Source organism: Pokkaliibacter sp. CJK22405, assembly GCF_046614695.1.
Taxonomy (GTDB): Bacteria; Pseudomonadota; Gammaproteobacteria; order Pseudomonadales; family Balneatricaceae; genus Pokkaliibacter.
Genome location: NZ_JBKKHQ010000015.1, coordinates 99247 through 125509, shown reverse-complemented (window position 1 = coordinate 125509; position 26263 = coordinate 99247). Strand labels below are relative to the sequence as shown.

Sequence of the window (26263 nt, the reverse complement as noted above, 5' to 3'; positions counted from 1 at the left end):
ACTGCATCCATCCCCACCTGGGGAACTTAATGGCTGCCTACCATACGCGTTTATCAGTCTTTAGTCGAGATTCGACGTATCTCAGGCTCGGTAGACCAGCCTAACTGATTCTTTACCAAAGCTATTTTTTAAAGCAAAGAGTAGATCATCCGCTACCTTTACGCGCCAGCTTTCACCGCAGATAACCTGAGCCTCTGCATCCTGCTGACGGTATTTCAAACGAATCTGATTCCCCTCTTCGGCGCGGTAAGGTGCTAACAGACTCTGCAGCTCATCAATTTCTTTCTTAAGCAATCCTTGCTCCTGAAGCGCTATTTCAAGGTGCTTGGCATGCTTCGCCCTGGCCTCTTCAATGGACATAATCCGCTTGGAGCGCACACGAAGACCACCACTGTAATCATCCTGGCTGACATCACCTTCCAGCAATATCACATCATCCTTACTGAGCGCCTCGCGGTTTTCATGATAAAGCTCCCCAAATACCGAGACCTCAACACGGCCTGTACGGTCATCGAGGGTGACAAAAGCAAGAGTTTCACCTTTCTTGCTTTTCATCGTCCTGACGCCGACAACCAGTCCCGCAAGCAATTGAGTTTCACGACTCGGTTTCAAATCACCCAGCCGGTTACGTACCAGCCCTTTGATTTCATGCTCATAAGCATCGATAGGATGTCCGGTGACAAAAAGCCCCAAGGTATCTTTTTCACCATTCAAACGCTCTTTGTCCGCCCACTCTTCCAGATGCAGGTAATTGGCATAAAGCGTTTGATGATCACTCGCCGCAATGACATCACCGAAAAGGTCAAAAACTCCACTATCCGCATTGCGCGCCTGCTGATCGGCCGCCTGTAGTGCATCTCCAATAGAAGCCCACAGTACAGCGCGATTTGGCCCCAGCTTATCCAGTGCGCCAGAACGAATCAGCGCTTCCAGCACACGCTTGTTTAAGCGCTTGGCCCCAACACGCTCACAGAAATCAAAGAGATCAGTAAATGGGCCACCTTTTTGCCGCGCCGCGACGATAGTATCAATCGGACCCTCACCGACCCCCTTGATCGCCCCCAGGCCATACACAACCTCACCCTGTTCGTTAACGGTGAACATGTACTCAGAGGCATTTACATCAGGCAGCACCAACGGCAACTTCATGCGTCGGCACTCTTCGATAAGGATCACGACCTTATCCAGGTTCTGCATATCGGCAGATAATACGGCAGCCATAAAAGGCGCAGGATAATGCTGTTTCAGCCAGGCCGTCTGATAGGAAACCAGTGCGTAAGCCGCTGAGTGAGATTTGTTAAAACCGTAGCCCGCGAATTTTTCTACCAGATCAAAGATGTTTCCTGCGAGGCCCGCATCAATATTGTTTTCCTTACATCCTTCGAGGAAAACGGAGCGCTGCTTCGCCATTTCTTCCGGTTTTTTCTTACCCATGGCTCGACGCAACAAGTCTGCGCCGCCAAGCGTATAGTTCGCCATCACCTGTGGAATCTGCATAACCTGCTCCTGGTACAGGATGATTCCGTAGGTAGGCTCAAGAATCGGTTTTAATGACTCGAGTTGGTAGTCTGGATGCGGCCAGGCCAGCTCTGCACGGCCATGCTTACGGTTGATAAAGTCATCCACCATGCCTGACTGGAGAGGACCGGGGCGGAAAAGCGCCACAAGTGCGATGATGTCCTCAAAACAGCTGGGAAGCAGCCGTTTGATCAACTCTTTCATCCCTCGTGATTCAAGCTGAAAAACTGCGGTGGTGTCTCCGCGCTGCATGAGCTTGTAGGTGTCAGAGTCTTCCAGGTTGATCTTGGTGATATCCAGTGGCGGCTTTCCTTCGCGTTCATGAATCACGCGAATATTATCCAGCGCCCAGTTGATGATGGTCAGGGTTCGAAGCCCCAGGAAGTCGAATTTCACCAACCCGGCTTCTTCAACATCGCCTTTGTCGTACTGGGTAACGAGACCAGTGCCGTCTGCTTCACAATAGAGAGGAGCAAAGTCTGAAAGCTTGGTGGGTGCAATCACCACACCACCAGCGTGCTTGCCTACGTTACGGGTGATACCCTCAAGCTTGTAGGCCATCTCCATGATTTCCTGCGCTTCTTCGTCACCATTAACAAAGTCGCGAAGAGCCTCTTCCTGTTCCCAGGCTTTTTTCAGTGTCATCCCCACTTCAAAAGGAATGAGCTTGGAAAGCTTGTCACCCAGACTAAATGGCCGCCCCTGAACACGCGCGACATCACGAACCACCGCCTTAGCAGCCATAGTACCGAAGGTGATAATCTGGGAAACGGCATTACGGCCATAGTTATTGGCAACGTAATCAATGACGCGGTCACGTTTATCCATGCAGAAGTCGATATCAAAGTCAGGCATGGAAACACGTTCAGGGTTAAGGAATCGCTCAAAGAGCAGGTCATATTCCAGCGGGTCCAAATCGGTAATCTTGAGGGCATACGCCACTAGAGAACCCGCACCTGAACCTCGCCCAGGTCCGACCGGAATATCGTTATCCTTAGCCCACTGAATAAAGTCCATAACGATCAGAAAGTAGCCAGGAAACCCCATCTGAATGATGGTATTCAGCTCGAACTGGAGACGTTCCTGATAGGTCTTTTTCGTCTGCGCAAATTCAGGAGCCTGTGAGTCAAACAGCTGCTCGAGGCGCCAATCCAGGCCCTCATAAGAAATACGAGTGAAGAACTCATCCATCGTCTCCCCTTCCGGAATCGGATACTCCGGAAGGAAATACGTACCCAGAAGAATGTCGACGTTGCAGCGGCGAGCAATCTCCACACTGTTCTGGAGTGCTTCAGGAATATCAGAGAAAAGTTCAGCCATTTCTTCGGCGGTACGCAGATATTGCTGATCAGAGTAGAGATGCGGCCGCCGGGGATCAGCAAGCGCCATCCCCTGGTTAATGCTCACCCGAGCCTCATGCGCTTCAAAATCTTCAGGACGAATAAACATCACATCGTTGGTCGCAACCACCGGTACCTGTAGACGCTCCGCCAACTCCACCGTTTGATGCAGGCAATATTCCTCGCCCTTGCGACCAGTACGCTGAACTTCCAGATAAAAGCGGTCGCCAAACACTTCCAGCCAATAACGCAGAAAGCGCTCCGCCTCTTCATTTTTATTGGCATTCAGTGCTAAGCCGATCTCCCCGTAGGAGGCCCCACTTAGCGCAATCAGTCCGGCACTCTTCGCCTGAATCCATTCGCGCTTAACAATAGCGAGACCATCTTGCTGATTTGTCTGATAGCTCTCGGAGATAATTTCCAGCAGATTGGAGTAACCCTCTTTGGTCTGCACGAGCAGCAACATTCGGCTCGGCGCTTCGGCGGGGTCTTCATTCTCAAGCCAGATGTCACAACCACAAATCGGCTTAACGCCAGCCCCTCTTGCAGCCTTATAGAACTTGACCATGGCGCAGCCATTAGAACGGTCGGTCAGGGCAACAGCGGGCATTTCAAGCTCGGAGGCTTTTCCCACCAGCTCTTTAATACGAACCAATCCGTCAACGAGTGAGTATTCAGAGTGAACACGCAGGTGAACAAATGCTGGTGCAGTCATGTAATACGTCCCGGAGATATCAAACGTAATAGAATTCAGACAGTGCTCTTGAGAGCGTCTTGAACAGGCTTGAAGCTTCGACGATGAAAAGGAGTCACACCCAGAGTCTGGAGAGCCTCAAGATGCTGCTTGGTAGGATACCCTTTATGCTTCTCCAGACCATAGCCCGGATACTCTTTCGCCAGAGTAATGACCTCCCGATCACGAAAAACCTTGGCAAGAATAGAAGCTGCAGAAATGCAGGCCACCTTGGAGTCTCCCTTAACAACAGGCTCCGATGGCATGGGCAACTCAGGGCAGCGATTGCCATCAACATAAACAAAATCCGGCTGAACATGCAGACCTGCGACAGCTCGCTGCATTGCCAGCATTGTGCCGTGCAATATGTTAAGGCGATCAATCTCTTCAACACTGGCCCAAGCGATGCAATAGCTCAATGCATCAGCACGAATTTGTTCATAAAGCGCATCACGACGCTTTTCTGTAAGCACCTTGGAGTCCGCAAGGCCTGCAATGGGCTTTGAAGGATCCAGAATCACCGCTGCGGTGACAACTCGTCCAAACAAAGGGCCGCGCCCTACTTCATCAACTCCTGCAATCAAACCTTGAGAGAAATCCAGTGCGGTTTGCATCAGTTTTCCTTGATAAGTGGCAGGATTGCATTCACTGCAGTCTCTCCTCCACCCGCTTTCAGCATCTGATGCATTTGGACAAAGGACTCTTGCAAATCATGGGCAACACTGGAGTCAAACATGGGCAAGAGTGCTTCCGTAAGCTTCGTTGGTGTCGCCTCTTCTTGCAGAAGCTCAGGAACCAGACGCTTCCCTGCCAATAGATTGGGCAACCCGACATGAGCGACCTTAACCATACGTTTGGCAATGGCAAAAGTCAGAGAAGAAAAGCGATAGGCAATAACCATAGGTCGCTTATAAAGCGCAGCTTCCAGCGTGACAGTACCAGAAGCAACCAGCAGCACACTGGCAGCCGCCATCACCTTTTTGGCCTGCGCTGTGGCCAGATGCCAATGAGAAGGCAGACCGAGTTTTTTAAGCTCTGCCTCGCGATGCTCATTGGCTGGGACCAAGACAATCTGCACACCGGGCACCTGAGCTTCCACTTGTTTGGCTGCCTCAATAAAAGACTCACCCAGAAACTTCACTTCACTACCACGACTTCCAGGCAGTACTCCCAAAACAGGTAGGCCCAGCTCAAGTCCTAGCTCATGCCGGGCAGCCTCCTGATCGATTTGAACAGGAACCTGCTCAGCCAGCGGATGGCCGACATAAGCCACCGGGATACCTTCTTTTTGGTAAAACTCCGCCTCAAACGGTAGCAGGGTAAGCATCAGATCCACGCCCTTAGCGATAGACTTCAGACGCCACTTTTTCCATGCCCACACAGACGGGCTGACATAGTGCACCGTGGGAATACCGGCATCATGCAGAGACTTCTCTAGTGCAAGATTGAAGTCAGGCGCATCAATGCCAATAAAGACATCAGGGGGGTTCTTGATCCAATGCTCACGAAGTCGCTTGCGAGCACGAAGCAAGGGCCATAACCGAGGCAGAACCTCAAACAGCCCCATGACGCTTAGGAGTTCCTGAGGGCAAAGGCTAGTGAGACCACGCTTAAGCATCGCAGGGCCGCCAATACCTTCAAAGATTGCATCAGGAAAGCGAGCCCTGAACGCATCCATAAGGTCTGCGCCCAGGATATCGCCAGAGAGCTCTCCGGCGAGAAGGGCAATACGCAAAGGGCGAGACATTAACGAATAATGCCGCGATCTGCTGTTTTTAAAGAGTCAATCAGTGCATCTAGAGCTGGGGTATCTACCGCCATGGTTTCCAGCTCGCCCAATGCCTGCTCAAGAGTTTTTCCCTGCCGGAAAATAATCTTGTAAGCACGACGAAGTACAAGCAGTGCCTCAGCATCATAACCGCGACGTTTGAGCCCTTCGGTATTGATACCATGCGGCACAATAGGACTGCCATTGGCAATGACATAGGCTGGCACATCTTTCAGCACTACAGACCCTCCGCCAATCATGGCATGCATCCCGATCTTGCAAAACTGATGGACACCCGCCATACCGCCAAGGATAGCCCAGTCACCGACTTTCACATGTCCCGCCAAGCCAACACTGTTAGCAAGAATCGTGTTATTGCCGATACGACAATCGTGAGCAACATGAACATATGCCATCAGTAAATTATCACTACCGACAGAAGTAATACCCTCATCCTGAATAGTGCCTCGATGAAGAGTACAACTTTCACGGATGACATTACGATCACCGATGATCAGTTGCGTCGGCTCTCCGCGGTATTTCTTGTCCTGGCACTCTTCACCTACAGAGGCGAATTGAAAGATCTGGTTATCTTTACCGATGGTGCAAGGGCCCTTGATCACGACATGCGAGTGAATCCGGGTTCCGGAGTCGATCTTCACATCGGGACCAATGTACGTCCAAGGGCCAACCTCCACATCATCGGCGAGCTCTGCTTTAGGATCGATAATGGCCTGTGGATGAATCAACGTTAAACTTCCCTTACCGCGCAAGTGATGATGGTAGAAGCGACTTCTTTACCATCGACCAGAGCTGTGCATTCAAACTTCCAGATATTACGTTTCACTGAAAGTACACATGCGTGAAGCGCAAGCTTGTCACCCGGCACGACCGGCTTTTTCAAACGAAGCTTCTCGGTTCCCACAAAATAATATATAGCACCATCTTCAGGGCGCTTATCAATCATTTTGAAACCAAGAATGCCTGCCGCCTGAGCCATCGCCTCAATAATGAGAACGCCCGGCATAATGGGGTGATCAGGGAAGTGGCCATTAAAGAAAGGCTCATTGATCGTAACGTTTTTGAAAGCTCGAATCTGACTTCCAATCAGCTCATTGTTTTCGGAAGGAATAATTTCCTCAACGCGATCTACCAATAAAAAGGGATAGCGATGCGGCAGATACTCCCGAATCTCATTAATTTCCATCGTCAACCGAACCTTCGTTATTACTAGCTGAAGAAACTTCCTTCTCCAGACGAATTAATCGACGTGCCAGATCATCCAGATTGCGGAAGCGGGCAACATTCTTACGCCACTCTTTGTTGGTGGTTAAAGCTGTTCCTGAAGAGTACACCCCAGGTTTTGAAATAGAAGCGCTGACCAGACTCATACCTGTGATATGAACGTGATCGGAAATTTCCAGGTGCCCTGCGACGCCAACGCCGCCACCCAGAGAGCAATAGCGCCCGATGACAGCACTTCCAGCGATGCCTACACAACCAGCAATAGCAGTACCATCACCAATCTGAACGTTGTGAGCAATCTGAACCTGGTTATCGATGATGACGCCATTTCCAATGCGTGTTGGCTCAAGCGCACCACTATCAATGGTAGTATTAGCACCGATCTCCACTTTGTTACCAATGACAACTCCACCCAGTTGAGCGATCTTGATCCATTCACCTTGGTGCTGGGCAAAACCGAAACCGTCAGAACCAATCACTGCACCGCTATGAATCAGGCATTCCTGACCGATGGTAACATTGGGGTAGACAGTAGCTCGTGGAGCAAGACGTGTACGTTCGCCAATCTGGCTCCCCATACCTACGCTGCAACCAGAGCCAACAATGGCATCCGCACCAATGGTCACCCCTTCTGCGATGACTGCATACGCCCCAACACTGGCTCCAGCCTGAATAACAGCTGACAGGGCAACAGTCGCACTGGGATGCACACCTTCAGGAAAGCTTTCTGCCGGAGCAAACCAATGAGAAATTTTGGCGTAGCCGAGATATGGATTAGCGAGCACCAACGCATTGGTATGGCAGCGATCGAGCGCCTCAGCTGAGATCAGAACCGCACCGGCAGCAGTTTCACCCAAATCTTTGGCGTATTTAGGATTTGCTAAAAAAGTCAGATCAGTAGCGCTGGCATTTTTAAGTGTTGAGAGCCCTGAAATGATCAGGCTCTCGTCGCCATGAACTTCAGCACCCAGAAAATCAGCGATTTCTTTTAGCGTATAGGAGCGTGACTTCAAAACATGCCCCTGTTATTTGGACTTGTTAAGTGACTTGATGAGATCGGGTGTGAGGTCAGCAGTTTCTGACACATAGACCGTGCCCTGACGACTGAGAATCACTTTCACATCTTTCTTGTTGATAAGCTCTCGAATGAGCTTATCCAGCAATGGCCGATTGGCATCCAGAAACTGTTGTTGACGACTGGCTCGACCACTTTGCACTTTCTGCTGCAAGAAGCGGTATTCAGATACTTCGTCTTTCAATGAGTTTTGGAGTTTTTGACGGTCATCATCTTTCATGATGCCGCCATCCTTCTTCAACTTTTGCTGATTAGCCTGAATATCTCTCGCCAGAGTTTCCAGGCGCTGCTCGCTGTCTGAAAACTCTTTATCCAGACCTTTCATAAAGGATTTGGCTCGGTCGGAGCTAAATAGGGCCTGGGGAACATCCAGAACCGCTACATCCAATGCGTGAGCAACCGATGCCACGGAAAGACCCATAGCAACAGCACAAGCACTCACCCACTTCTTCATGTTATTAACCCCTTGGCGTTTAGAAAGTTTGACCCAGCGAGAACTGGAAGCTCTGCTTACGATCACCGTCTTGCTCATTAAGCGGCTGAGCAATGACGAAAGACAATGGTGCAAAACGAGTAAGCCAGACAACACCAACACCGGTTGAGTAGCGAATGTCGCCCAAGTCAATATCACTATTACAGGTCGCATCTACTGTGGTATCGCACTTGGTATCGTACACGTTACCGGCATCCATGAAGACGAGACTGCGCAGTGAGCTTTTATCTTCGAAGAACGGGAACGGGAAGATGAACTCTGCTGAACCGGCAATTTTCACGTTACCACCGATGGAGTTGCTATCAGTACTGGAGCCATCACAGGGCGTATCTGTCCCGACGATACAAGGCGTACCTTTTGGCCCCACAGAGCCCGTCTTGAAGCCTCGCAGCGAAGTGATGCCGCCCAGATAGTAGTTCTCATAGAACGGAAGTTTGTCTTCAGAACCCAGACCATCGCCGTAGCCGAGGTCAGTTCCTAAGTGAATCGCGTAGCCTTTATCACCCAGCGGCCAGTAGATATCACCTTTATAGCTCAATTCATAATATTCGAGAGAACTTCCGGGCAGTGCAACCTGCAGATTCACCTTTTGATAAGAACCATCGGTGGGCATCAAGCCGTTATTAAGCTTGTTGCTAGTCCAAGCAACACTACCCAGAAATTCATTATAACTATCGCCATTTTCATTAACGTAGTTAATGATTTCGCGAATAGGAGAGGGGCCAAGCTCGATACCGACGTTCTGGTAACCAATGGTACCGGAGAGTTTAGAATCATCTGACAGCGGATAACCGAGAGTCATGTTCGCACCATACTGACTCATCTGGTAATCGGACACATCCTCTTCATCGTAATCAGTCTTACGGTAGTAGACCTCAAAACCTCGAGACACACCATCAACGGTATAATATGGATCAAGGAAGTTAAGGCTATAGTCTGTACGCACCTGAGAGCGCGTTAGCGAGAAGCTGACCTGGTTACCACTACCCAAGAAGTTTTTCTGTGAAACATCCAGACCGAAGATTAAACCTTCTCCCTGAGCAAAGCCGATGGAGGCACCCAATGCACCAGAAGGCTGCTCAGTAACGGAGTAGTTTAGGTCCACTTGGTCCGGCGTATTCGGTACAGGTTTCATCTCCATATTGACATCAGAGAAGTAACCCAGACGTTCAAGGCGCTTTTTGGACTGATCAATCTGATCAGTATTGACCGGCGCAGCTTCCATCTGTCGCATTTCACGACGCAACACTTCATCAGCAGTGGCAGTGTTACCGGTAAAGTTAATACGGCGGACATAAGTACGTGTCTGAGGATCAACAAAATAGGTCAAATCGACCGTTTTTTCGTCGTCGTGGATAGTGGGAACCGGGTTCACATTCGCAAAGGCAAAACCATCATGACCCAAGCGCTTTTTAATACGCTCAATATCATCGTTCACGGCTTTACGTGAAAAGAGATCACCCTGATTCACTTCGACCAGCTTGGACATTTCGTCCTCGCCAATCACCAGCTCTCCCTCAAGCGCCACTTTACCAATGTGGAACTGCTCACCTTCACTTACGTTAATAGTGATGTAGACGCTTTTCTTGTCATCGCTAATAGAGACCTGAGTTGAATTGATAGCGAAGTTAACGTAACCACGATCCTGATAATAAGAGCGCAAACGCTCAAGATCGCCAGACAACTTTTCACGCGAATACTTATCATCATCAGTGAAATACGAAAGCCAGTTACTGGTGTTCAACTCGAACTGCTTAAGCAAGGTTTCGTTGTCAAAGTGCTTATTACCCACGATATTGATGTGAGTAATTTTCGAAACTACGCCTTCCTGAATATGGATGTTGACACGAACCCTGTTATTGGAAGCTTCTTCAACGTCAGTTTTTACCTTGGCGCCATAGCGACCCTGTGCAATATATTGACGTTCAAGCTCAGCTTGGATTCGGTCAAGTGTTGCACGCTGAAAAATTTCGCCTTCCGCTAATCCCTGCTTTTTGAGACCTGCTTCCAAAACTTCAGTCTTAATGACCTTATTGCCTTCAATATTCAGAACACTGATGGCTGGACGTTCTTTGACCTGAACTAGCAGGACCTTGCCCTGACGGCTGACTTCAACATCCTGATAGTTACCTGAGGCAAACAGACGACGAATAGCCTGTGCGACATCACTGTCATCAATGGTATCGCCAACCTCCACGCCCATGGTGGAGAAAACAGTACCAGGGGACAGGCGTTGCAGGCCTTCCAGCTTGATATCAGACACTTTGAAAGTTGCTGCCTGAACGGAGGCAGCCAGCAAAGACATACTTAGACAGGCTGCAAAGGCCATCTTGTTAACTATACGCTTCATACTGTCCCTGGGATCTTTGCAAACTAAATGTGCGCCATATTACAAACGCATCAAATCATTGTACAGCGCAAGAATCATGAGCCCTCCAAGCAGGACCATGCCTATACGCAATGACATCATCTGAAGTGACTCAGAGACAGGTTTGCCTTTGACCATTTCGACGAGGAAAAACACCAAATGCCCACCATCAAGCATAGGCACTGGCAGGAGATTGAGCACGCCCAGGCTAATACTGAGATAGGCCAAAAAAGAAACAAAACTCTCAACACCTAACGAAGCAGATGTTCCAGCCACTTTGGCAATAGTAATTGGTCCGCCAAGACTCTCAACCGACATAAGTCCGGAAAGCAGCTTACCTACAGAGTCAACCATCAACCTAACCATGGAAGCAGTTTTATCCACAGCATGCTGAAGAGCATCGATAGGTCCGTACTGTATTTCCCGAACCATATCGGCTGGCCATGAAGGAGCCTTTGCCCCTGCCCCGATATAACCGATAACACCACCCTGGCCGTCATCATGACGATCAGGAGTCATCGTCAGCACTCGTTGCTGCCCTTCATTCTCAACAGCAACTTCCAGCGCCTTCTCAGGGTTGGCTCGGATAACCTCTACCCATTGACTCCAGCTAGACACAGCCTTACCGTCGACAGTCAGAACATTATCACCACTTTTCATGCCTGCACGCTCAGCTGCACCACCTGCCACAATCTTGCCAATAACAGGGTTCCACGCCGGCTGCCAAGGCTGCAGCCCAAGACCACCGATCAGATCGGGCTCACCCTTATCGCTCTGCCAACGTTTAACCGGTAGAGCGTATTGGTGAGTAGCACCATCACTTTTCACCGCAAGATCAATATTACCGGTTCGTCCGATCGCTGAAGCCAGACGGGTGTTTACATCTTCCCAGTTATGAACAGGATGCCCATCAACCTGCACAACCTCACCCCCCGGGGGAACATCAGCCATCGCAGCTGGCGACTGAGCTGAAATTTGACCGATAACGGGCGCGATGCCCTGAACACCCCAGACGAAAAGCCCCCAATAGGCAACAACAGCAAAAAGGATGTTGATAAGGGGCCCAGCAGCGACGATTGCAAAACGCTGAAGCACAGGTTTGCGGTTAAAAGCCTGCTCCAGCTCATAATCCTGAACCTCACCTTCGCGCTCATCCAACATTCGGACATAGCCACCCAGGGGAATAGCGGCTAAACAGAACTCAGTTCCGTGCTTATCATGCCAAGTGAAAAAGGGTTTACCGAAGCCAACAGAAAAGCGGAGCACTTTAACACCACAAAGTCGCGCCACATAAAAGTGACCGAACTCGTGTATCGTGACTAAAATGCCCAATGTCACAATCAGAGCAATCAGATTAACCATAGACTGCAACTTCTCGCTGGATTATGGATACAGAGGTAGCGAGGCAATTTCTCGACACTCGCTTAGCCTGCTTGCAGATAGCCGGTGATGATACGCCAAAAGCTAAAAATCAGACGGCAAAAGAAACCACTAGTAACGCAAAAAATGGCAGGGCAGCACAGAGACTATCAATACGATCCAACACACCACCATGTCCGGGCAATAGCTTACCGCTATCTTTGATACCGACGGTCCGCTTGCACATGCTCTCAAGCAAATCACCTTGTACAGAAACAACTGCGGTCAACATACTAATGACCCATAAACCCAGCCAGTTGACTTCTAACCAGCCAGAGAACACAGCCACAACACTGAGCAGAGTTACTACAACAAAAGCACCATAAACACCCTCTCGGGTTTTGCCAGGACTCACTTTTGGCGCCAGCTTCGTTTTACCAAAACGTTTTCCAGCAAAATAGGCGCCAGTGTCGCATCCCCAAACAACCAAAAGTAAGTAAATCAACCAGCTTGGGTAGCTCTCGACCAGAGATAACTGCAAAAGCGCCACCCAAAGCGGAACTATCGTCACCCACCCCATGGCAAGCATCCGCTTACCACCATACCAGGGTTTAAGTTCTGGAAACTGCGCTGTCCAGACAAAGCTCACCAGCCAAAATACAGCCGCCACAACCAGCACTAACATCTGAATGACTGAAGGCAAGAACCCGACAACAACACCACTAAAAACCAAAGTTGCAACGTAAGCAGTTCGCTTTCCAAGCCCCTTGAGTTCCGCGAACTGCCCCCACTCCCACGCAGCAGCTCCCAGGATAATCAGACAGAACGCCTCATAGGCAAATCCGGTCAACCCAAAGAGACCATAAATAACAACAGGGATAAGAATCAGTGCAGTCAGAATCCTGGTCTTAAGCACCCTTCATGGCCTCCACCTGCTCATTAGTATGACCAAAGCGGCGCTTACGGCGAGAAAACTCCTCAATCGCTGCCATCATGGATGCGTCCTGAAAATCAGGCCAGAGCTCATCAGAAAAAACAAACTCGGTATAAGCCATCTGCCATAGCAGGAAATTACTAATACGTTTTTCGCCGCCAGTACGAATACACAAATCCGGTGCAGGCAGATGCCCCAGTGATATATGGCTTTCGATCAGATCTTCAGAGATATCATCAACACTCAAATCACCTGCAGCAACCTGAGCAGCGATACTTCTCATTGCCTGAGCAATATCCCACTGACCACCGTAATTAGCCGCCACCGCCAATACCAGCCCGGTATTATCGGCAGTTAAAGCCTCTGCCTGGTCAATTAATTGATTAAGTTTGTCACCAAGACGGGAACGCTCGCCGATAATTTTCAGACGAACATTATTGTCATTTAGGCGCTTAACTTCGCGCTCAAGCACATAAACAAAAAGAGACATAAGCGCATTAACCTCATCAAGAGGTCTACGCCAATTTTCACTACTGAATGCAAAGAGAGTGAGGACCTCAACACCCTGACGAGCGCAGGTATCCACCACCTTGCGAACTGATTTAACGCCTGCCTTATGTCCTGCCACACCCGGCAAAAAGCGTTTTTTTGCCCACCGGTTATTACCATCCATGATGATTGCAACATGGCGTGGAACTTTATGAAGAGTGACTTCCTTAGACATACATCCGGTTTTCCAGTACCTGCAGCGAGCAGAAAAATTGAGGGCCGACAATGTCGGCCCTGGCAGTCCGCTTGATTTAGATTTCCATCAAGTCTTTTTCTTTATGTTCAAGATGCTTATCAACATCTGCGACATATTTATCCGTCAGTTTCTGAACCTGCTCTTCACCACGACGCTGATCATCTTCTGAAATCTCTTTATCTTTTAGAAGATCCTTGATCATCCCATTCGCATCACGACGAACATTACGAATCGCTACACGCGCATTTTCCGCCTCTTGGCGTGCCTGCTTGATGTAGGTTTTACGTGTTTCCTCGGTCAGGGGCGGCATCGGCAGACGAATAACATCACCTGCGGTATTGGGGTTTAAACCAAGATCAGACTTGAGAATAGCCTTCTCAATCTCCGGGGTCATTTTCTTTTCCCAGGGAGAGATTAACAGCGTTCGCGCATCTTCCACTACGATGTTAGCCACCTGACTAAGGGGAGATGGAACACCGTAGTAATCGACACGCACTGAATCAAGGATAGCAGGCGTAGCACGACCTGTTCGGATCTTGTTAAACTGGCTCTCGAGTGACTCGATAGCCTTCACCATCCGGTGATCAGCATCTTTTTTGATATCTTCAATCATTGGTAGTCTCCTGATCTCCCTCAAGACGCGATGATGAGCGTCCCCTCAGGACCGCCTGTAACAATGCTAGCCAAAGCACCAGGCTTGTTCATATTGAAAACTCGGACAGGCATAGAGTGATCGCGCGTCAGACAAATAGCTGTCAGATCCATCACTCCTAACTGACGCTCAAGCACTTCATCGTAGCTCAGAACATCATATTTTGTCGCACTGGGATCCTTAACTGGATCAGCAGTATAAACACCATCAACTTTGGTAGCCTTCAGCACAACGTCAGCTTCAATTTCAATGCCGCGCAGACAAGCAGCAGAGTCAGTGGTGAAGAAAGGATTACCGGTACCTGCAGCAAAAATGACTACATCACCCTGCTTTAACGCTCTAATAGCAGCGCGTCGATCATAATGATCAACCACACCGCTCATAGGGATCGCCGACATTACCCGCGTAGAGATATTGGAACGCTCAAGGGCATCACGCAGAGCCAGAGCATTCATGACAGTAGCCAGCATTCCCATGTGGTCACCAGTAACGCGATCCATCCCTGCCGCATCAAGAGCTGCGCCACGGAACAGATTACCACCACCAACCACAAGACCTACCTGGACACCGATTCCAATCAGCTGACCAATTTCCAAGGCCATCCGATTCAGCACCTTGGGATCAATACCAAAACTTTCATCACCCATCAGGGCTTCACCTGACAGCTTTAGCAAAACGCGTTTGTATTTGGCTTGATTCTTTTCGGTCGCCATCGATATGTGCTCCAGATAGTAATTGGAAACCTATTACCCACAGACAAAACCGCCGACCTTAAGTCGGCGGTTTGCATCACGAGTCGAGATTAGCCTTTCAGCTGTTCTGCAACTTCCTGAGCGAAGTCTTTCTTCTCAACTTCGATACCATCACCCACTTCAAAGCGGATAAAGGATACAACTTCAGCACCAGCCTGCTTAGCCATGTCACCCACAGTCACTTCAGGGTTTTTGACGAAAGGCTGGTTGATCAGGCTGCTTTCAGCCAGGAATTTCTGAATACGACCCTGAACCATCTTCTCGATAATTTCAGCAGGCTTACCGGATTCCTGAGCCTGAGCAGAGAAAATTTCTTTCTCTTTCTCAATCAGTTCCTGAGGCATGTCTGCAGGCTTAACAACCTGAGGGTTAGAAGCTGCAACGTGCATCGCAACATCTTTAGCAACTTCTGCATTTCCACCTTTCAGGGAAACCAGTACAGCAATACGGTTGTTGCTGTGAACGTATGCACCTACAACATCGCCTTCCAGAACGGCAGCGCGACGTACGGAAATGTTCTCACCGATTTTCTGAACCAGAGCAGAACGCTTGTTTTCCAGATCGCCATCCATCAGCGCAGCAATATCAGTTTGCTTGCCAGCGAAAACGGCATCCAGAACTTCGCCAGCGAATGCAGCGAAATTATCGTCACGAGCAACGAAGTCAGTTTCAGAGTTAACTTCAACAACGACTGCGTAGCTGTTGTCATCTGCCTGTTTAACAGCAACAACACCGTCAGCAGCAGTACGGCCGGACTTCTTGGCGGCTTTCAGAGCGCTGGACTTACGCAGGTTGTCGATAGCAACATCGATGTCACCATTAGCTTCAACCAGTGCGTTTTTGCACTCCATCATGCCCAGACCAGTGCGCTCACGCAGGTCCTTAACCATTGAAGCAGAAATAGCTGCCATGTCGGATATCCTCTTAAATTTGATCTCAATCGGGTACTGACTTTCAAAAAAGGGGAGCGTCGCTCCCCCTTTCGGTCTACCAGTAAAAGCTAAGCCTTACTGTGCAGCCGCTTCAGCGCCTTCGTTGACTTCAACGAACTCGCCTTTGTTGCCATCTGCATTCGCTTCAGCAGCTTCAACAATGCTATCAGCCATAGATTTCGCGTAGATTTCAATGGCACGCAGAGCATCGTCGTTACCCGGAATAACGTAATCGATACCGGCAGGGTTGCTGTTGGTATCTACAACACCGATAACAGGGATACCCAGTTTGTTGGCTTCCTGGATGGCATTGCGCTCGTGCTCAACGTCGATAACGAACAGTGCGTCAGGCAGACCACCCATGTCTTTGATACCGCCGATAGACAGTTCCAGCTTTTCCATTTCACGAGTGCGCATCAGCACTTCTTTCTTGGTCAGCTTGTCAAAGGTACCGTCCTGGCTCTGCTGTTCCAGTTCACGGAAACGGCGAATGGACTGACGGATAGTCTTATAGTTGGTGAGCATACCGCCCAACCAACGATGGTTTACATAAGGCATACCGGCGCGAGTAGCTTCCTGCTTAATAACTTCTGCAGCTGCACGCTTGGTACCAACAAAAAGAACCTTGTTCTTCTTGGAGGCCATTTTGCCAACAACATCCAGAGCTTCATTCAGCATCGGCAGAGTGTGCTCGAGGTTGATGATATGGATCTTGTTGCGAGCACCGTAGATGTACTGACCCATTTTTGGGTTCCAGTAACGAGTTTGGTGACCGAAGTGTACGCCTGCTTTAAGCAGGTCACGCATGGTAACTTTTGCCATGATATTTCCTTTTAGAAATAGGGTTAGGCCTCCATGTACCCCAGAATCCGACCTCCATTGAAGGCACCCTCGGACACTGTGTCGGCACATGTGTGTGCTTTAGGTTAAGTTTGCGCTCCCTCATTCTGACAAAAGCCCTGAGACTCAGCCAAAACTTGGGGCGGCAGTTTTATACCACATTTCTGCCTTCAGCAAAAGTTAAGAGGCAATTTTTCCGTTCGGTGGAATCCGTGTACAATGCGGCGCTGTCCATGAATTTGCGCTACCCGCCCATGCAAGGCAGGCAGACACGCCAGGAGCTAACATCCCGCCATGACCGTAATCATCAAGACACCCGAAGAAATTGAAAAAATGCGCATTGCCTGCCGCCTGGCAGCAGACGTTCTGGAAATGATTGAACCGCATGTACAACCGGGTGTGACTACGGATCAGCTGAATGAAATCTGCCACAACTATATTGTGAATGAGCAGAAGGCAGTTCCTGCGCCACTGAACTATCACGGTTTCCCCAAATCCATCTGCACCTCCGTGAATCACGTTGTTTGTCATGGCATTCCGAACGGAAAGGCACTAAAACAAGGCGACATCATCAATATCGACATCACCGTCATTAAAGATGGATACCACGGTGATACCAGCGCAATGTTCCATGTTGGAACCCCGCTGCCCCATGCCCAACGCCTGGTCGATGTCACACGCGAATGCATGTTCCAGGGGATTAATCTGGTTAAACCAGGCATTACTCTTGGTGATATCGGACATGTTATTCAGGTTCACGCAGAGCAGAATCACTACTCTGTGGTTCGTGAGTATTGCGGCCACGGTATTGGCGCCGAATTTCATGAAGAACCCCAGATTCTCCACTACGGAAAGCCTGGCACAGGCATAACCATTGAAGCAGGAATGATTTTCACAATCGAACCCATGATCAATGCAGGCAAGCGACACGTTAAAGTGCTTAAAAAAGATGGCTGGACGGTAGAAACAGTTGATCGTCGCCTCTCGGCCCAATGGGAGCACACGATTCTTGTGACTGAAACAGGCGTTGAAATTCTGACACTGCGCAGTAACGAAGTTCCTTTATAAGGGCGTTCCGCAATAACAGGCACCAAGATAAACTGAGACGACGCCCCTGAGGATTCTTTCATGGCCCTCCCTGTTGATAACTATGCTGCTGATGCGGAACTGTTCGACCCCGTCGCGTTTACCGAGCGACTGAATACGACAAAACCGATACCAGCATTTAAACAGGCGCTCGAACAGGCAAAATCCGTACTGGATGGCCGCTTTAAAGCCAAGAGCAACATTCGATCGTTGATTAATGGCCGAGCCTGGTTCATGGACCAGCTACTTCAGTGTGCATGGGCCTTCCATGGACTTCCTGAGGATGATGATCTGAGTCTACTGGCAGTCGGCGGCTATGGACGGGGAGAGCTTCACCCCTATTCCGATATTGACCTGCTTATCCTGTTCGATAATGACTTTGAGCTGAAAGCCCACGAAGACAAACTCAGTTGTTTCCTCACTTTTCTCTGGGATATCAAACTAGCCGTCGGCAGCAGTGTCCGTAGCATTAATGATTGCTACGCTCTGGCCAAAGATGATTTGACCATCGCCACCAATCTGCTCGAAGCCCGAACTATCATCGGCCCTGAACGTCTGAAAATTGACATGCAGGAGCTTGTCACGTCAGAAGATGCCTGGTCTTCACGCGCCTTTTTTAAAGCCAAACGCGCAGAGCAGCAGGCACGCTACGAGAAAACACAGCAGACTGGCTACAACCTCGAGCCAAATATCAAGAATTCACCAGGCGGCCTTCGCGACATCCAGACCATTGCCTGGGTAGTGAAGCGTCACTTTGGCGCAGAGTCTCTGAGTGAGCTTGTTACCCACGGTTTTCTTACGCCAAAAGAGCTGGAGGCCATTAACGAAGGCATGGAGTACCTCTGGACGGTCCGCTATGCCCTGCATATGTTTACCGGTCGTGAAGAAGATCGCCTGCTGTTTGATTATCAGCAGACCCTGGCCACTTTCTTTGGCTACGAGAATACGCAGGACGTCATCGCCATTGAGCAGTTCATGTGGAAGTACTATCGCATTGCTGGCTATATCGCTGAGCTGAACGACCTGCTGCTGCAGTATTTCGAAGAAGCCATTCTTGCCGAGAATGAGCCGGAGGAAATCATTGCGGTGAATAGCCGCTTCCAGATTCGCAACCGCCATCTGGAAGTCACCCATGACCTGGTCTTTGATTACTACCCCTTCGCAATGATGGAGCTGTTCGTTCTGCGTGCACAGCACCCTCAGGCAGATGGCGTGCGTGCCTCAACCATCCGCTTGCTGCGTCAGTTCCGACACCGCATCAATGACAAATTCCGTGCAGATATTCGCAACACCAGCCTTTTTATGGAGTTGCTGCGAAGCCCTGAGGGTGTATCAACAGAATTAAACCGGATGCGTCGCTACGATATTCTGGGACGCTACATTCCCGCGTTTAATGACATTATCGGACGCATGCAGCACGACCTTTTCCACGTTTACACCGTGGATGCTCATACCATGAAGGTCCTACTGATGATGCGCCAGTTTCGTCACGATGAAGTGGCTGAGCGCTTCCCTATTGTCTCAAGCCTGATTCATAAGCTGCCTAAGGCAGAACTGCTATACCTTGCCGGCTTGTTTCACGATATTGGTAAAGGCCGCGGCGGCGATCACTCTGAGCTTGGCGCACAGGATATGCTTTCCTTCTGTCGTCGCCACCAGCTACCCAAGTGGGATACCGCACTGGTTGTCTGGCTGGTGAAGAATCATCTGCTGATGTCCATGACCGCGCAGCGCAAAGACATTTCCGACCCGGAGGTTGTCAAAGCCTTTGCCCAAGAGGTTAAAAACCCGATCTATCTTGATTACCTCTTTGTGTTGACTGTGGCGGATATCAATGCCACCAACCCTTCGCTTTGGAACTCGTGGCGTGCGGCATTACTGCGCCAGTTGTATAGCGATACCAAGCAGATGCTGCGCCGCGGCCTGGAAGAGCCGATCAATATTTCAGAGCTGGTTGAAGACATCCAGAAAGATGCCCTGAATGGACTGCAAGGCGACGATTTACCTGAAAGAGATGTACAGCGACTCTGGCGACAGCTCCCCAACGATTACTTCATTCGCGAAAGCGTTCGGGACATCATCTGGCACACCGAAGGAATTCTGAGGAACCAGTCTCCCCATGAACCTTTAGTGCTGGTTCGCGAAACCACCAGCCGGGCTCATGAAGGCGGCACCCAGGTGTTTATCTACACCCTTGACCAGGATGACTTGTTCGCCGCCATGACGGCCGCTCTCTCCCAGCTCAACCTTAATATCCATGATGCGCGAATCATCACATCTTCCGACGGCTACAGTCTCGATACCTTTGTGGTACTCAATGAAGATAATCAGCCACTCGGCAATGACCCTGAGCGGACCGCGCAGATTCAGTCCACACTAAAGGAAGTCCTCTCTGCGCCGGATCAGTTCCCGGAAATAGTTCACCGCCGCGTTCCACGCCAGTATAAGCACTTCACACTACCGACCAAGGTACACATCAGTGATGACCTGAATAACGGACGCACGATTCTGGAAGTTATTTCTCCAGACAGACCAGGGCTGCTTGCAACGTTAGGGCGCATTTTTTACGACTTTGATGTGTTCGTACAAACCGCAAAAATCGCCAGTATGGGCGAACGAGTAGAAGACGTTTTCTTTATTACCACTCAGGAAGGCACACCTTTGGTCGACCCAACCCTGCGTGAAGGGCTTCGCGCTGCGATCTGTCAACAATTAGACGAACTGGCACACAACTGATGAATACCAACCCATTACTTCAAAAGCTCAATCCTTATCCCTTTGAGCGGTTGGCCGTTCTCAAGGCCGCAGTGCAAGCGCCTAACGATAAAGCGCCGATTGCTTTCTCCATCGGAGAACCCAAGCATCCTGCGCCCAAGATGGCAGAAGAAGCGATGGTAGAAGCCATGCATGGCTTGTCAATTTATCCAACGACCAAAGGTTCGGATGAACTGCGCACCGCGATTGCCCGCTGGCTGGATAACCGCTTTAAGCTTGCCTCCTCTCCTGTTAACCCGGCAACACAAGTGCTGCCTGTTAACGGCACGCGTGAAGCTATTTTTGCTTTTGTACAAATGGCTGTAGATGCCAGCAAGAAGAACCCTCTCGTTGTTAGCCCCAATCCTTTTTATCAAATCTATGAAGGCGCAGCCTATCTAGCCGGAGCTGCCCCACACTTCCTTAACTGCACAGCAGAAAATGGTTTCAAGCCAGACTACAAGTCGGTGCCAGCCGAAGTATGGAAAGACTGCCAGGTACTGTTCCTATGCACACCTGGCAATCCCACTGGCGCAGTAATGTCCCTTGAGGATTTCCGCGAAGTGCTTGAGCTTGCCGACCAGCATGACTTCATTGTTGCCTCTGATGAGTGCTACTCCGAACTCTATTTTGATGAGAGCACTCCACCCATGGGACTTCTTCAAGCAGCAGCCGAGCTTGGGCGAAGTAGCTATGAACGCTGCGTGGTATTTCACAGCCTTTCCAAACGCTCTAATTTGCCAGGGCTTCGCTCAGGCTTCATTGCAGGCGATGCCAACCTGATGAAGGACTTCCTGCGCTATCGCACCTATCACGGCTGCGCTATGTCAACACAGGTTCAGGCTGCCAGTATCGCGGTATGGAATGACGAGCAGCATGTGGTAGACAACCGTGCGCTGTACAGAGCCAAGTTTGATGCCGTGCTGGAAATTCTGAGCCCGGTCATGAGCGTCAGCCTACCAGAAGGTGGCTTCTATCTTTGGCCACAAGTGCCCGGTGGAGATGATGAGCGCTTTGCACAAGAGCTCTTTGCCAAGGAACACGTCACGGTTCTACCTGGTCGCTACCTTTCACGCGAAGTCGATGGAGTGCTTCCCGGCGCAGGCCATGTTCGCATGGCTGTGGTCGCCACACTGGAAGAGTGCATTGAAGGCGCACAACGCTTACGTCGATTCGTTGAGCAATACACCCCTTAAGAACGGTGACTGACATGACCACGCTCTACGGTATTAAAAACTGCGACACCGTAAAAAAAGCGCGCCAGTGGCTGGACTCTGAAAGCGTTACCTACCAGTTTCATGATTATCGCCAGGATGGCCTCAACGAAGAGCAGCTAAGCGCCTGGTGCGAGCAGCTGGGTTGGGAAACGTTACTGAACAAACGCAGTACGACTTGGCGACAAATTGATGATGCAGAAAAAGCAGATCTTGATGGCGATAAGGCCATTAAGCTCATGCTGGCAACACCCAGCCTGATCAAGCGCCCTCTGCTGATTTCAGGCGACAAAGCTCTGGTTGGCTTCAATGCCAATAGCTATCAGGATTTTTTTAATGAATGAGGCTTTGCCCTCACTCATCTGACGATTACGACACGCTAGCGATAAAAGCGATTACAGGAGAATGATTATGAGCACATCCCCCCTAGCCCTCGGCCTGGGCGTTGGCAGCCAATCTCAGGCAGGTAACTGGCTGGAGGTGTTCTACCCTTATCCCAAAGCCAATCCTTCTGCAGAGCTGATCAGCGCATTTCGCCAGTTTGCAGGATACGAAGGCGGCAATCAGGTCATTGAGTTGAATGTTGACCAGATCCCAGCGTTGGCCGCTGCGCTTAGCCAGCAGGGTGAAGAACAGATGGCTGAACTTCTGGCCATCAGTCAACATGGCTCAAGCCCGCTGCTGCTGACCATTCTTGAAAACGATGAAGCACCGGCTTCACTGGCGGAGGTTTACCTCAAGCTGCAATTGCTTTCTCATCGCCTTGCCAAGCCTCATAGCCTGAATCTGACCGGCATGTTCGGTCTGCTGCCTAACGTTGCCTGGACTAATGAAGGCCCGGTAGCACTGGATGAGCTGAATGACCGCCGCCTTAAAGCCCGCATCCGCGGAGACTGGCTAACTGTTATCTCCGTTGATAAATTCCCACGCATGGCCGACTACGTGGTCCCTGCCGGTGTTCGTATTGGCGATGCCGACCGTGTCCGTTTAGGTGCTCACCTGGGTGAAGGCACCACCGTCATGCACGAAGGCTTTGTTAACTTTAACGCAGGCACGCTCGGCACAAGCATGGTCGAAGGCCGCATCTCTGCTGGCGTTGTTGTAGGCTCAGGTTCCGATCTGGGTGGCGGCTGCTCTACCATGGGCACACTGTCCGGTGGCAACAATGTAGTCATCTCCGTGGGCGAAAACTGCCTGCTGGGAGCCAATGCAGGCCTTGGCATCCCGCTGGGTGACCGATGCACACTGGAAGCTGGTTTGTACCTGACCGGCGGTTCCAAAGTCTCTCTGCTTGATGACTCTGGTAATGAAGTAAAAGTTGTGAAGGCAGGAGAACTGGCTGGCCAGCCAGACTTGTTGTTCCGTCGCAACTCTCAGACCGGCCGTATCGAGTGCAAGACCAACAAGACGGCAATTGAGCTTAACGAAGCGCTGCACGCACATAACTGATCCAACTTAAGGATCGAACAAGGGCGGTCACAGACCGCCCTTTTTTGTTTACACTACGCCTCAACTATTCCACTCTTCAGCCTGATCGAGCACAACATCACATGACCGCCTTATCGCCGACACTCGAACTCGCCTGCGACCTGATCTCCCGTCCCTCGGTGACGCCTGAGGATAATGGCTGTCAGGAAGCCATGATTGCCCGGCTGGAACGCATTGGCTTTAGCATTGAACGCCTGCGCTTCGAGGACACCGATAACTTCTGGGCACGCCGTGGCGATAATGGTCCGGTTTTCTGCTTCGCCGGTCATACCGATGTCGTCCCCTCAGGCCCGCTAGAAAAGTGGGACTCTCCCCCCTTCGAGCCAACCTTCCGCGAAGGCAAGCTCTATGGTCGTGGCGCAGCCGATATGAAAGGCAGCCTGGCAGCCATGGTGACAGCATGCGAGCGCTTTGTAGAACATCATCCGGATCACCACGGATCCATTGCTTTCCTGATTACCAGCGATGAAGAAGGTCCATTTATTAACGGCACAACACGGGTGATTGACACTCTGGAAGCCCGTAATGAAAAAATCACCTGGTGCATCGTGGGCGAACCTTCAAGCACCACCCAGACCGGTGATGTGATCAAAAATGGCCGTCGCGGATCACTGAGTGGCCATTTGGTGGTTCAGGGCGTACAGGGCCATGTTGCCTACCCTCATCTGGTGAAAAACCCGATTCATTTGGCGGCTCCGGCACTGGCTGAGTTATCAGCAACTCAGTGGGATGAAGGGAATGACTTTTTCCCTCCAACCAGTTTTCAAATTTCCAATATTCATGCAGGCACTGGCGCCACCAACGTTGTTCCGGGCGATGTAGATATTCAGTTCAACTTCCGTTTCTCCACTGAATCGACTGATCAGAGCCTTAAAGAACGTGTTTTAGCCATTCTGGATAAACACGGTCTGGACTATGAGCTGAACTGGACATTGAGCGGCCATCCGTTTCTGACGGATAAAGGCGCGTTAGTTGAAGCTGCCGTTGAAAGCATCCGCGCCATCACTGGTATTGAAACCGAGCTATCGACTTCAGGCGGAACATCTGACGGTCGCTTTATTGCACCAACAGGCGCTCAGGTACTTGAGCTTGGTCCTGTGAACGCCACAATCCACAAGATCAACGAATGCGTGCGAGCAGAGGATCTGGATATTCTCTCATCACTGTACGAGAACATTCTGGCCCGACTACTGGTTGATGCGACGTAAATCTTTCGACTGGGTCCGCCGCTGGAGCTATTACACTCAGGCTTATGTCGGGGCTCTCCTCGGCGGTTCCATGCTTTTTTTTGCAGGTCTTGGCGGCAAGATCCTGCTTCACTGGTTTGTAATTCCTGATAACTGGCTTGGACCGGCGTCAGCAATCTGCTGGATAATGGCAGGCACAGGCGCGTTGGTGGCGCTGACAGGTTATCTTATGATTCTGCTTATTTGGCTCGTTCGCTTTTTGGATTCCTGACATGCTTCGACATCCCGATATTGAAATTTACGTAAGAAGTACCGCAGTGGAAGACATCGTCAGCTGGCTTGCCCAGGCAATGAATGTCACCACACCAGAGATTCGGAAGAAAGGTAGTAGCTGGCACTGCACCGTTGCAGATGTGCCTGTGATGCTGGTTGAGCAAGCCGCAGGCAAAAACTTCACCAGCGTCTGGCTAGACTCGGATCAGACACCATGGGCCACAGACCTGGAATGCGCTAAAGCTGCCTACGAAGGACTTCAACGTGAGATCCGCTGCATAAGAAGCGGCTGGAGTGAAGAGCAAGACCCGGATGAATGGTGGTCGGTAGGCAGAGACGGGATTCAAGAAATTTTGTGGACAGACTGATTATCCCCAAAAACCGTTGACAGCTTTGTGGATAAGTCTGAATTAAACTGACCAAAGGCCGCCTCATGCGGCCTCCAGCCCGTTGCTCAGGATTCAGACACCCTTATCAATCACCCGCTGGTAGCTGACCCAGCCACACATAACCGGCAAGAAATGCTCCTTTCTGAAAACGCTTGACCCCAAGGTCGGATTCATCCACGGGAAAACGCTCAAGGTGCTCTCGGATCTGAGCCTGACTGATCAAACCCACTTCCACACCTGAGATAAGCTGAATCGCCGCTTCCATTTTAAAGGTACTGCCTTCCCCGGCGTATTTACCTTTATGAGGACGGGAAATAATGGCAACCTGGTCCACCTTATAGTCCTCAAACAGTTTTGCCAGGGCAAACTGAAAGCGTCGGGTTTCTTCCGTCGATTGCACATCCTTGAGGGCAACACGATTAGCCCTGCATGGCAGCCAATGAAACAGCCCACGATCTCTTTCCAGCAAAGCGATGACCGCTTCATTGCCTTTTAACTCAATACCACAAACGCGCATACCAACCTCTTTGACAATTGCTGGCGACAGTCTAACTGACTTAAGGCTGCCTCACCTAAAAAAGACTGCACTCGGTAAGCACACAAACTACCTTGAGCAGGCCTAATCCGCTAGGCTAGTGCCTTTTCTCAATCAGGGCGAAAAGGTGCATTATCAACTAACTCTTCAGGTACGAGATTACGAGTGCGATATGCAGGGCATTGTAAATAATGCGGTTTATCAGAACTACATGGAGCATTGCCGCCATGAGTTCATAAAATCCATCGACCTCGACTTTGCCAGACTAACCCAGGAAGGTATTCACGTTGTCGTCACTCGTGCAGAACTGGATTACCTGATGCCTCTCAAGAGTGGCGATGAATGCACTATTGTTCTGCGTGTCTCGCGCATGGGACGTGTCCGGGTGATTTTTGAGCAGGAAATTCTCAATCCTGAAGGCCGAACCATGGTCAAAGGACGTTTTACCTGTGCCGCCATGACGGCCAATGGTCGCCCTTGCCGTGACATGAGCTTCCTGCAGCCTTTACTGGATCTTTGTGAAGAGCCTCAGAATCACTGAACCTCATAAATTACAGATATAAAAAAACCGCGCTTAGCGCGG

The 26263-nt window shown here is 50.3% G+C and carries 25 protein-coding genes; 9 read left to right on the top strand and 16 right to left on the bottom strand.

The window, feature by feature from the left end:
* Positions 1-81 precede the first annotated feature (81 nt).
* The 15 genes from dnaE to rpsB form a co-directional block, all read right to left on the bottom strand.
* The gene (gene dnaE, locus ACKC9G_RS11865; RefSeq protein WP_411405581.1) at positions 82-3573 is read right to left on the bottom strand and encodes a DNA polymerase III subunit alpha; all 3492 of its coding nucleotides are present in this window, start codon (positions 3571-3573) and stop codon (positions 82-84) included.
* Positions 3574-3608: 35 nt separating this feature from the next.
* Positions 3609-4205 carry a ribonuclease HII gene (gene rnhB, locus ACKC9G_RS11860; protein ID WP_411405579.1) on the bottom strand — a complete coding sequence of 199 codons (597 nt, stop codon included), beginning with the start codon at positions 4203-4205 and terminating at the stop codon, positions 3609-3611.
* On the bottom strand, positions 4205-5338 hold the full coding sequence (gene lpxB / locus ACKC9G_RS11855) for a lipid-A-disaccharide synthase (protein ID WP_411405577.1): 1134 nt from the start codon (positions 5336-5338) through the stop codon (positions 4205-4207). The genes rnhB and lpxB overlap by 1 nt, the downstream gene beginning before the upstream one ends.
* Positions 5338-6108: an acyl-ACP--UDP-N-acetylglucosamine O-acyltransferase gene (gene lpxA / locus ACKC9G_RS11850; protein WP_411405575.1), complete on the bottom strand. Its 771-nt coding sequence runs from the start codon at positions 6106-6108 to the stop codon at positions 5338-5340. The genes lpxB and lpxA overlap by 1 nt, the downstream gene beginning before the upstream one ends.
* Positions 6109-6110: 2 nt before the next feature.
* Positions 6111-6566, bottom strand: coding sequence for a 3-hydroxyacyl-ACP dehydratase FabZ (gene fabZ, locus ACKC9G_RS11845; RefSeq protein ID WP_411405573.1), 456 nt, complete (start codon positions 6564-6566; stop codon positions 6111-6113).
* Complete coding sequence (gene lpxD, locus ACKC9G_RS11840) at positions 6556-7617, bottom strand: UDP-3-O-(3-hydroxymyristoyl)glucosamine N-acyltransferase (RefSeq protein WP_411405571.1); 1062 nt, start codon at positions 7615-7617, stop codon at positions 6556-6558. The genes fabZ and lpxD overlap by 11 nt, the downstream gene beginning before the upstream one ends.
* A gap of 12 nt (positions 7618-7629) precedes the next feature.
* Positions 7630-8133: an OmpH family outer membrane protein gene (locus ACKC9G_RS11835; RefSeq protein ID WP_411405569.1), complete on the bottom strand. Its 504-nt coding sequence runs from the start codon at positions 8131-8133 to the stop codon at positions 7630-7632.
* Positions 8134-8152: 19 nt separating this feature from the next.
* A complete protein-coding gene (gene bamA / locus ACKC9G_RS11830) occupies positions 8153-10522 on the bottom strand; it encodes an outer membrane protein assembly factor BamA (RefSeq protein WP_411405567.1) in 2370 nt (789 codons plus the stop codon).
* Between the two features lie 39 nt (positions 10523-10561).
* Positions 10562-11902, bottom strand: a complete 1341-nt coding sequence (rseP, locus tag ACKC9G_RS11825; protein ID WP_411405565.1) for an RIP metalloprotease RseP — start codon at positions 11900-11902, stop codon at positions 10562-10564.
* Between the two features lie 109 nt (positions 11903-12011).
* On the bottom strand, positions 12012-12815 hold the full coding sequence (locus ACKC9G_RS11820) for a phosphatidate cytidylyltransferase (protein WP_411405563.1): 804 nt from the start codon (positions 12813-12815) through the stop codon (positions 12012-12014).
* Positions 12808-13557, bottom strand: a complete 750-nt coding sequence (locus ACKC9G_RS11815; protein WP_411405613.1) for an isoprenyl transferase — start codon at positions 13555-13557, stop codon at positions 12808-12810. Before ACKC9G_RS11815 ends, ACKC9G_RS11820 begins: the two co-directional genes overlap by 8 nt.
* Before the next feature lie 76 nt (positions 13558-13633).
* Positions 13634-14191 (bottom strand): ribosome recycling factor, encoded by a 558-nt coding sequence (gene frr, locus ACKC9G_RS11810; protein ID WP_411405561.1) that lies wholly within the window; start codon positions 14189-14191, stop codon positions 13634-13636.
* Between the two features lie 20 nt (positions 14192-14211).
* Positions 14212-14943 (bottom strand): UMP kinase, encoded by a 732-nt coding sequence (gene pyrH / locus ACKC9G_RS11805; RefSeq protein ID WP_411405559.1) that lies wholly within the window; start codon positions 14941-14943, stop codon positions 14212-14214.
* A gap of 89 nt (positions 14944-15032) precedes the next feature.
* Positions 15033-15893, bottom strand: coding sequence for a translation elongation factor Ts (gene tsf, locus ACKC9G_RS11800; protein WP_411405557.1), 861 nt, complete (start codon positions 15891-15893; stop codon positions 15033-15035).
* A 96-nt stretch (positions 15894-15989) separates the two neighbouring features.
* The gene (gene rpsB / locus ACKC9G_RS11795) at positions 15990-16736 is read right to left on the bottom strand and encodes a 30S ribosomal protein S2 (RefSeq protein ID WP_411405555.1); all 747 of its coding nucleotides are present in this window, start codon (positions 16734-16736) and stop codon (positions 15990-15992) included.
* Positions 16737-17048: 312 nt separating this feature from the next.
* Here rpsB and map point away from each other — a divergent pair, with 312 nt between their 5' ends.
* From map to ACKC9G_RS11755, 8 genes are all read left to right on the top strand, one after another.
* Positions 17049-17822 (top strand): type I methionyl aminopeptidase, encoded by a 774-nt coding sequence (gene map, locus ACKC9G_RS11790; RefSeq protein WP_411405553.1) that lies wholly within the window; start codon positions 17049-17051, stop codon positions 17820-17822.
* A 60-nt stretch (positions 17823-17882) separates the two neighbouring features.
* The gene (locus ACKC9G_RS11785; protein WP_411405551.1) at positions 17883-20576 is read left to right on the top strand and encodes a [protein-PII] uridylyltransferase; all 2694 of its coding nucleotides are present in this window, start codon (positions 17883-17885) and stop codon (positions 20574-20576) included.
* Positions 20576-21790, top strand: a complete 1215-nt coding sequence (gene dapC, locus ACKC9G_RS11780) for a succinyldiaminopimelate transaminase (protein ID WP_411405549.1) — start codon at positions 20576-20578, stop codon at positions 21788-21790. The genes ACKC9G_RS11785 and dapC overlap by 1 nt, the downstream gene beginning before the upstream one ends.
* Positions 21791-21804: 14 nt before the next feature.
* A complete protein-coding gene (locus ACKC9G_RS11775) occupies positions 21805-22152 on the top strand; it encodes an ArsC family reductase (RefSeq protein WP_411405547.1) in 348 nt (115 codons plus the stop codon).
* 67 nt (positions 22153-22219) lie between these two features.
* A complete protein-coding gene (dapD, locus tag ACKC9G_RS11770; RefSeq protein ID WP_411405545.1) occupies positions 22220-23257 on the top strand; it encodes a 2,3,4,5-tetrahydropyridine-2,6-dicarboxylate N-succinyltransferase in 1038 nt (345 codons plus the stop codon).
* Positions 23258-23358: 101 nt separating this feature from the next.
* Complete coding sequence (gene dapE, locus ACKC9G_RS11765) at positions 23359-24504, top strand: succinyl-diaminopimelate desuccinylase (protein WP_411405543.1); 1146 nt, start codon at positions 23359-23361, stop codon at positions 24502-24504.
* Positions 24494-24754, top strand: coding sequence for a hypothetical protein (locus tag ACKC9G_RS11760; protein WP_411405541.1), 261 nt, complete (start codon positions 24494-24496; stop codon positions 24752-24754). The genes dapE and ACKC9G_RS11760 overlap by 11 nt, the downstream gene beginning before the upstream one ends.
* A 1-nt stretch (position 24755) precedes the next feature.
* On the top strand, positions 24756-25124 hold the full coding sequence (locus tag ACKC9G_RS11755; RefSeq protein ID WP_411405539.1) for a hypothetical protein: 369 nt from the start codon (positions 24756-24758) through the stop codon (positions 25122-25124).
* A 106-nt stretch (positions 25125-25230) separates the two neighbouring features.
* Here ACKC9G_RS11755 and ACKC9G_RS11750 read toward each other — a convergent pair whose 3' ends face one another.
* On the bottom strand, positions 25231-25662 hold the full coding sequence (locus ACKC9G_RS11750; protein WP_411405537.1) for a DUF3010 family protein: 432 nt from the start codon (positions 25660-25662) through the stop codon (positions 25231-25233).
* Between the two features lie 190 nt (positions 25663-25852).
* On the opposite strand from ACKC9G_RS11750, the gene ACKC9G_RS11745 reads away from it, so the two are divergent.
* Complete coding sequence (locus ACKC9G_RS11745) at positions 25853-26221, top strand: acyl-CoA thioesterase (protein WP_411405535.1); 369 nt, start codon at positions 25853-25855, stop codon at positions 26219-26221.
* Positions 26222-26263: the final 42 nt, after the last annotated feature.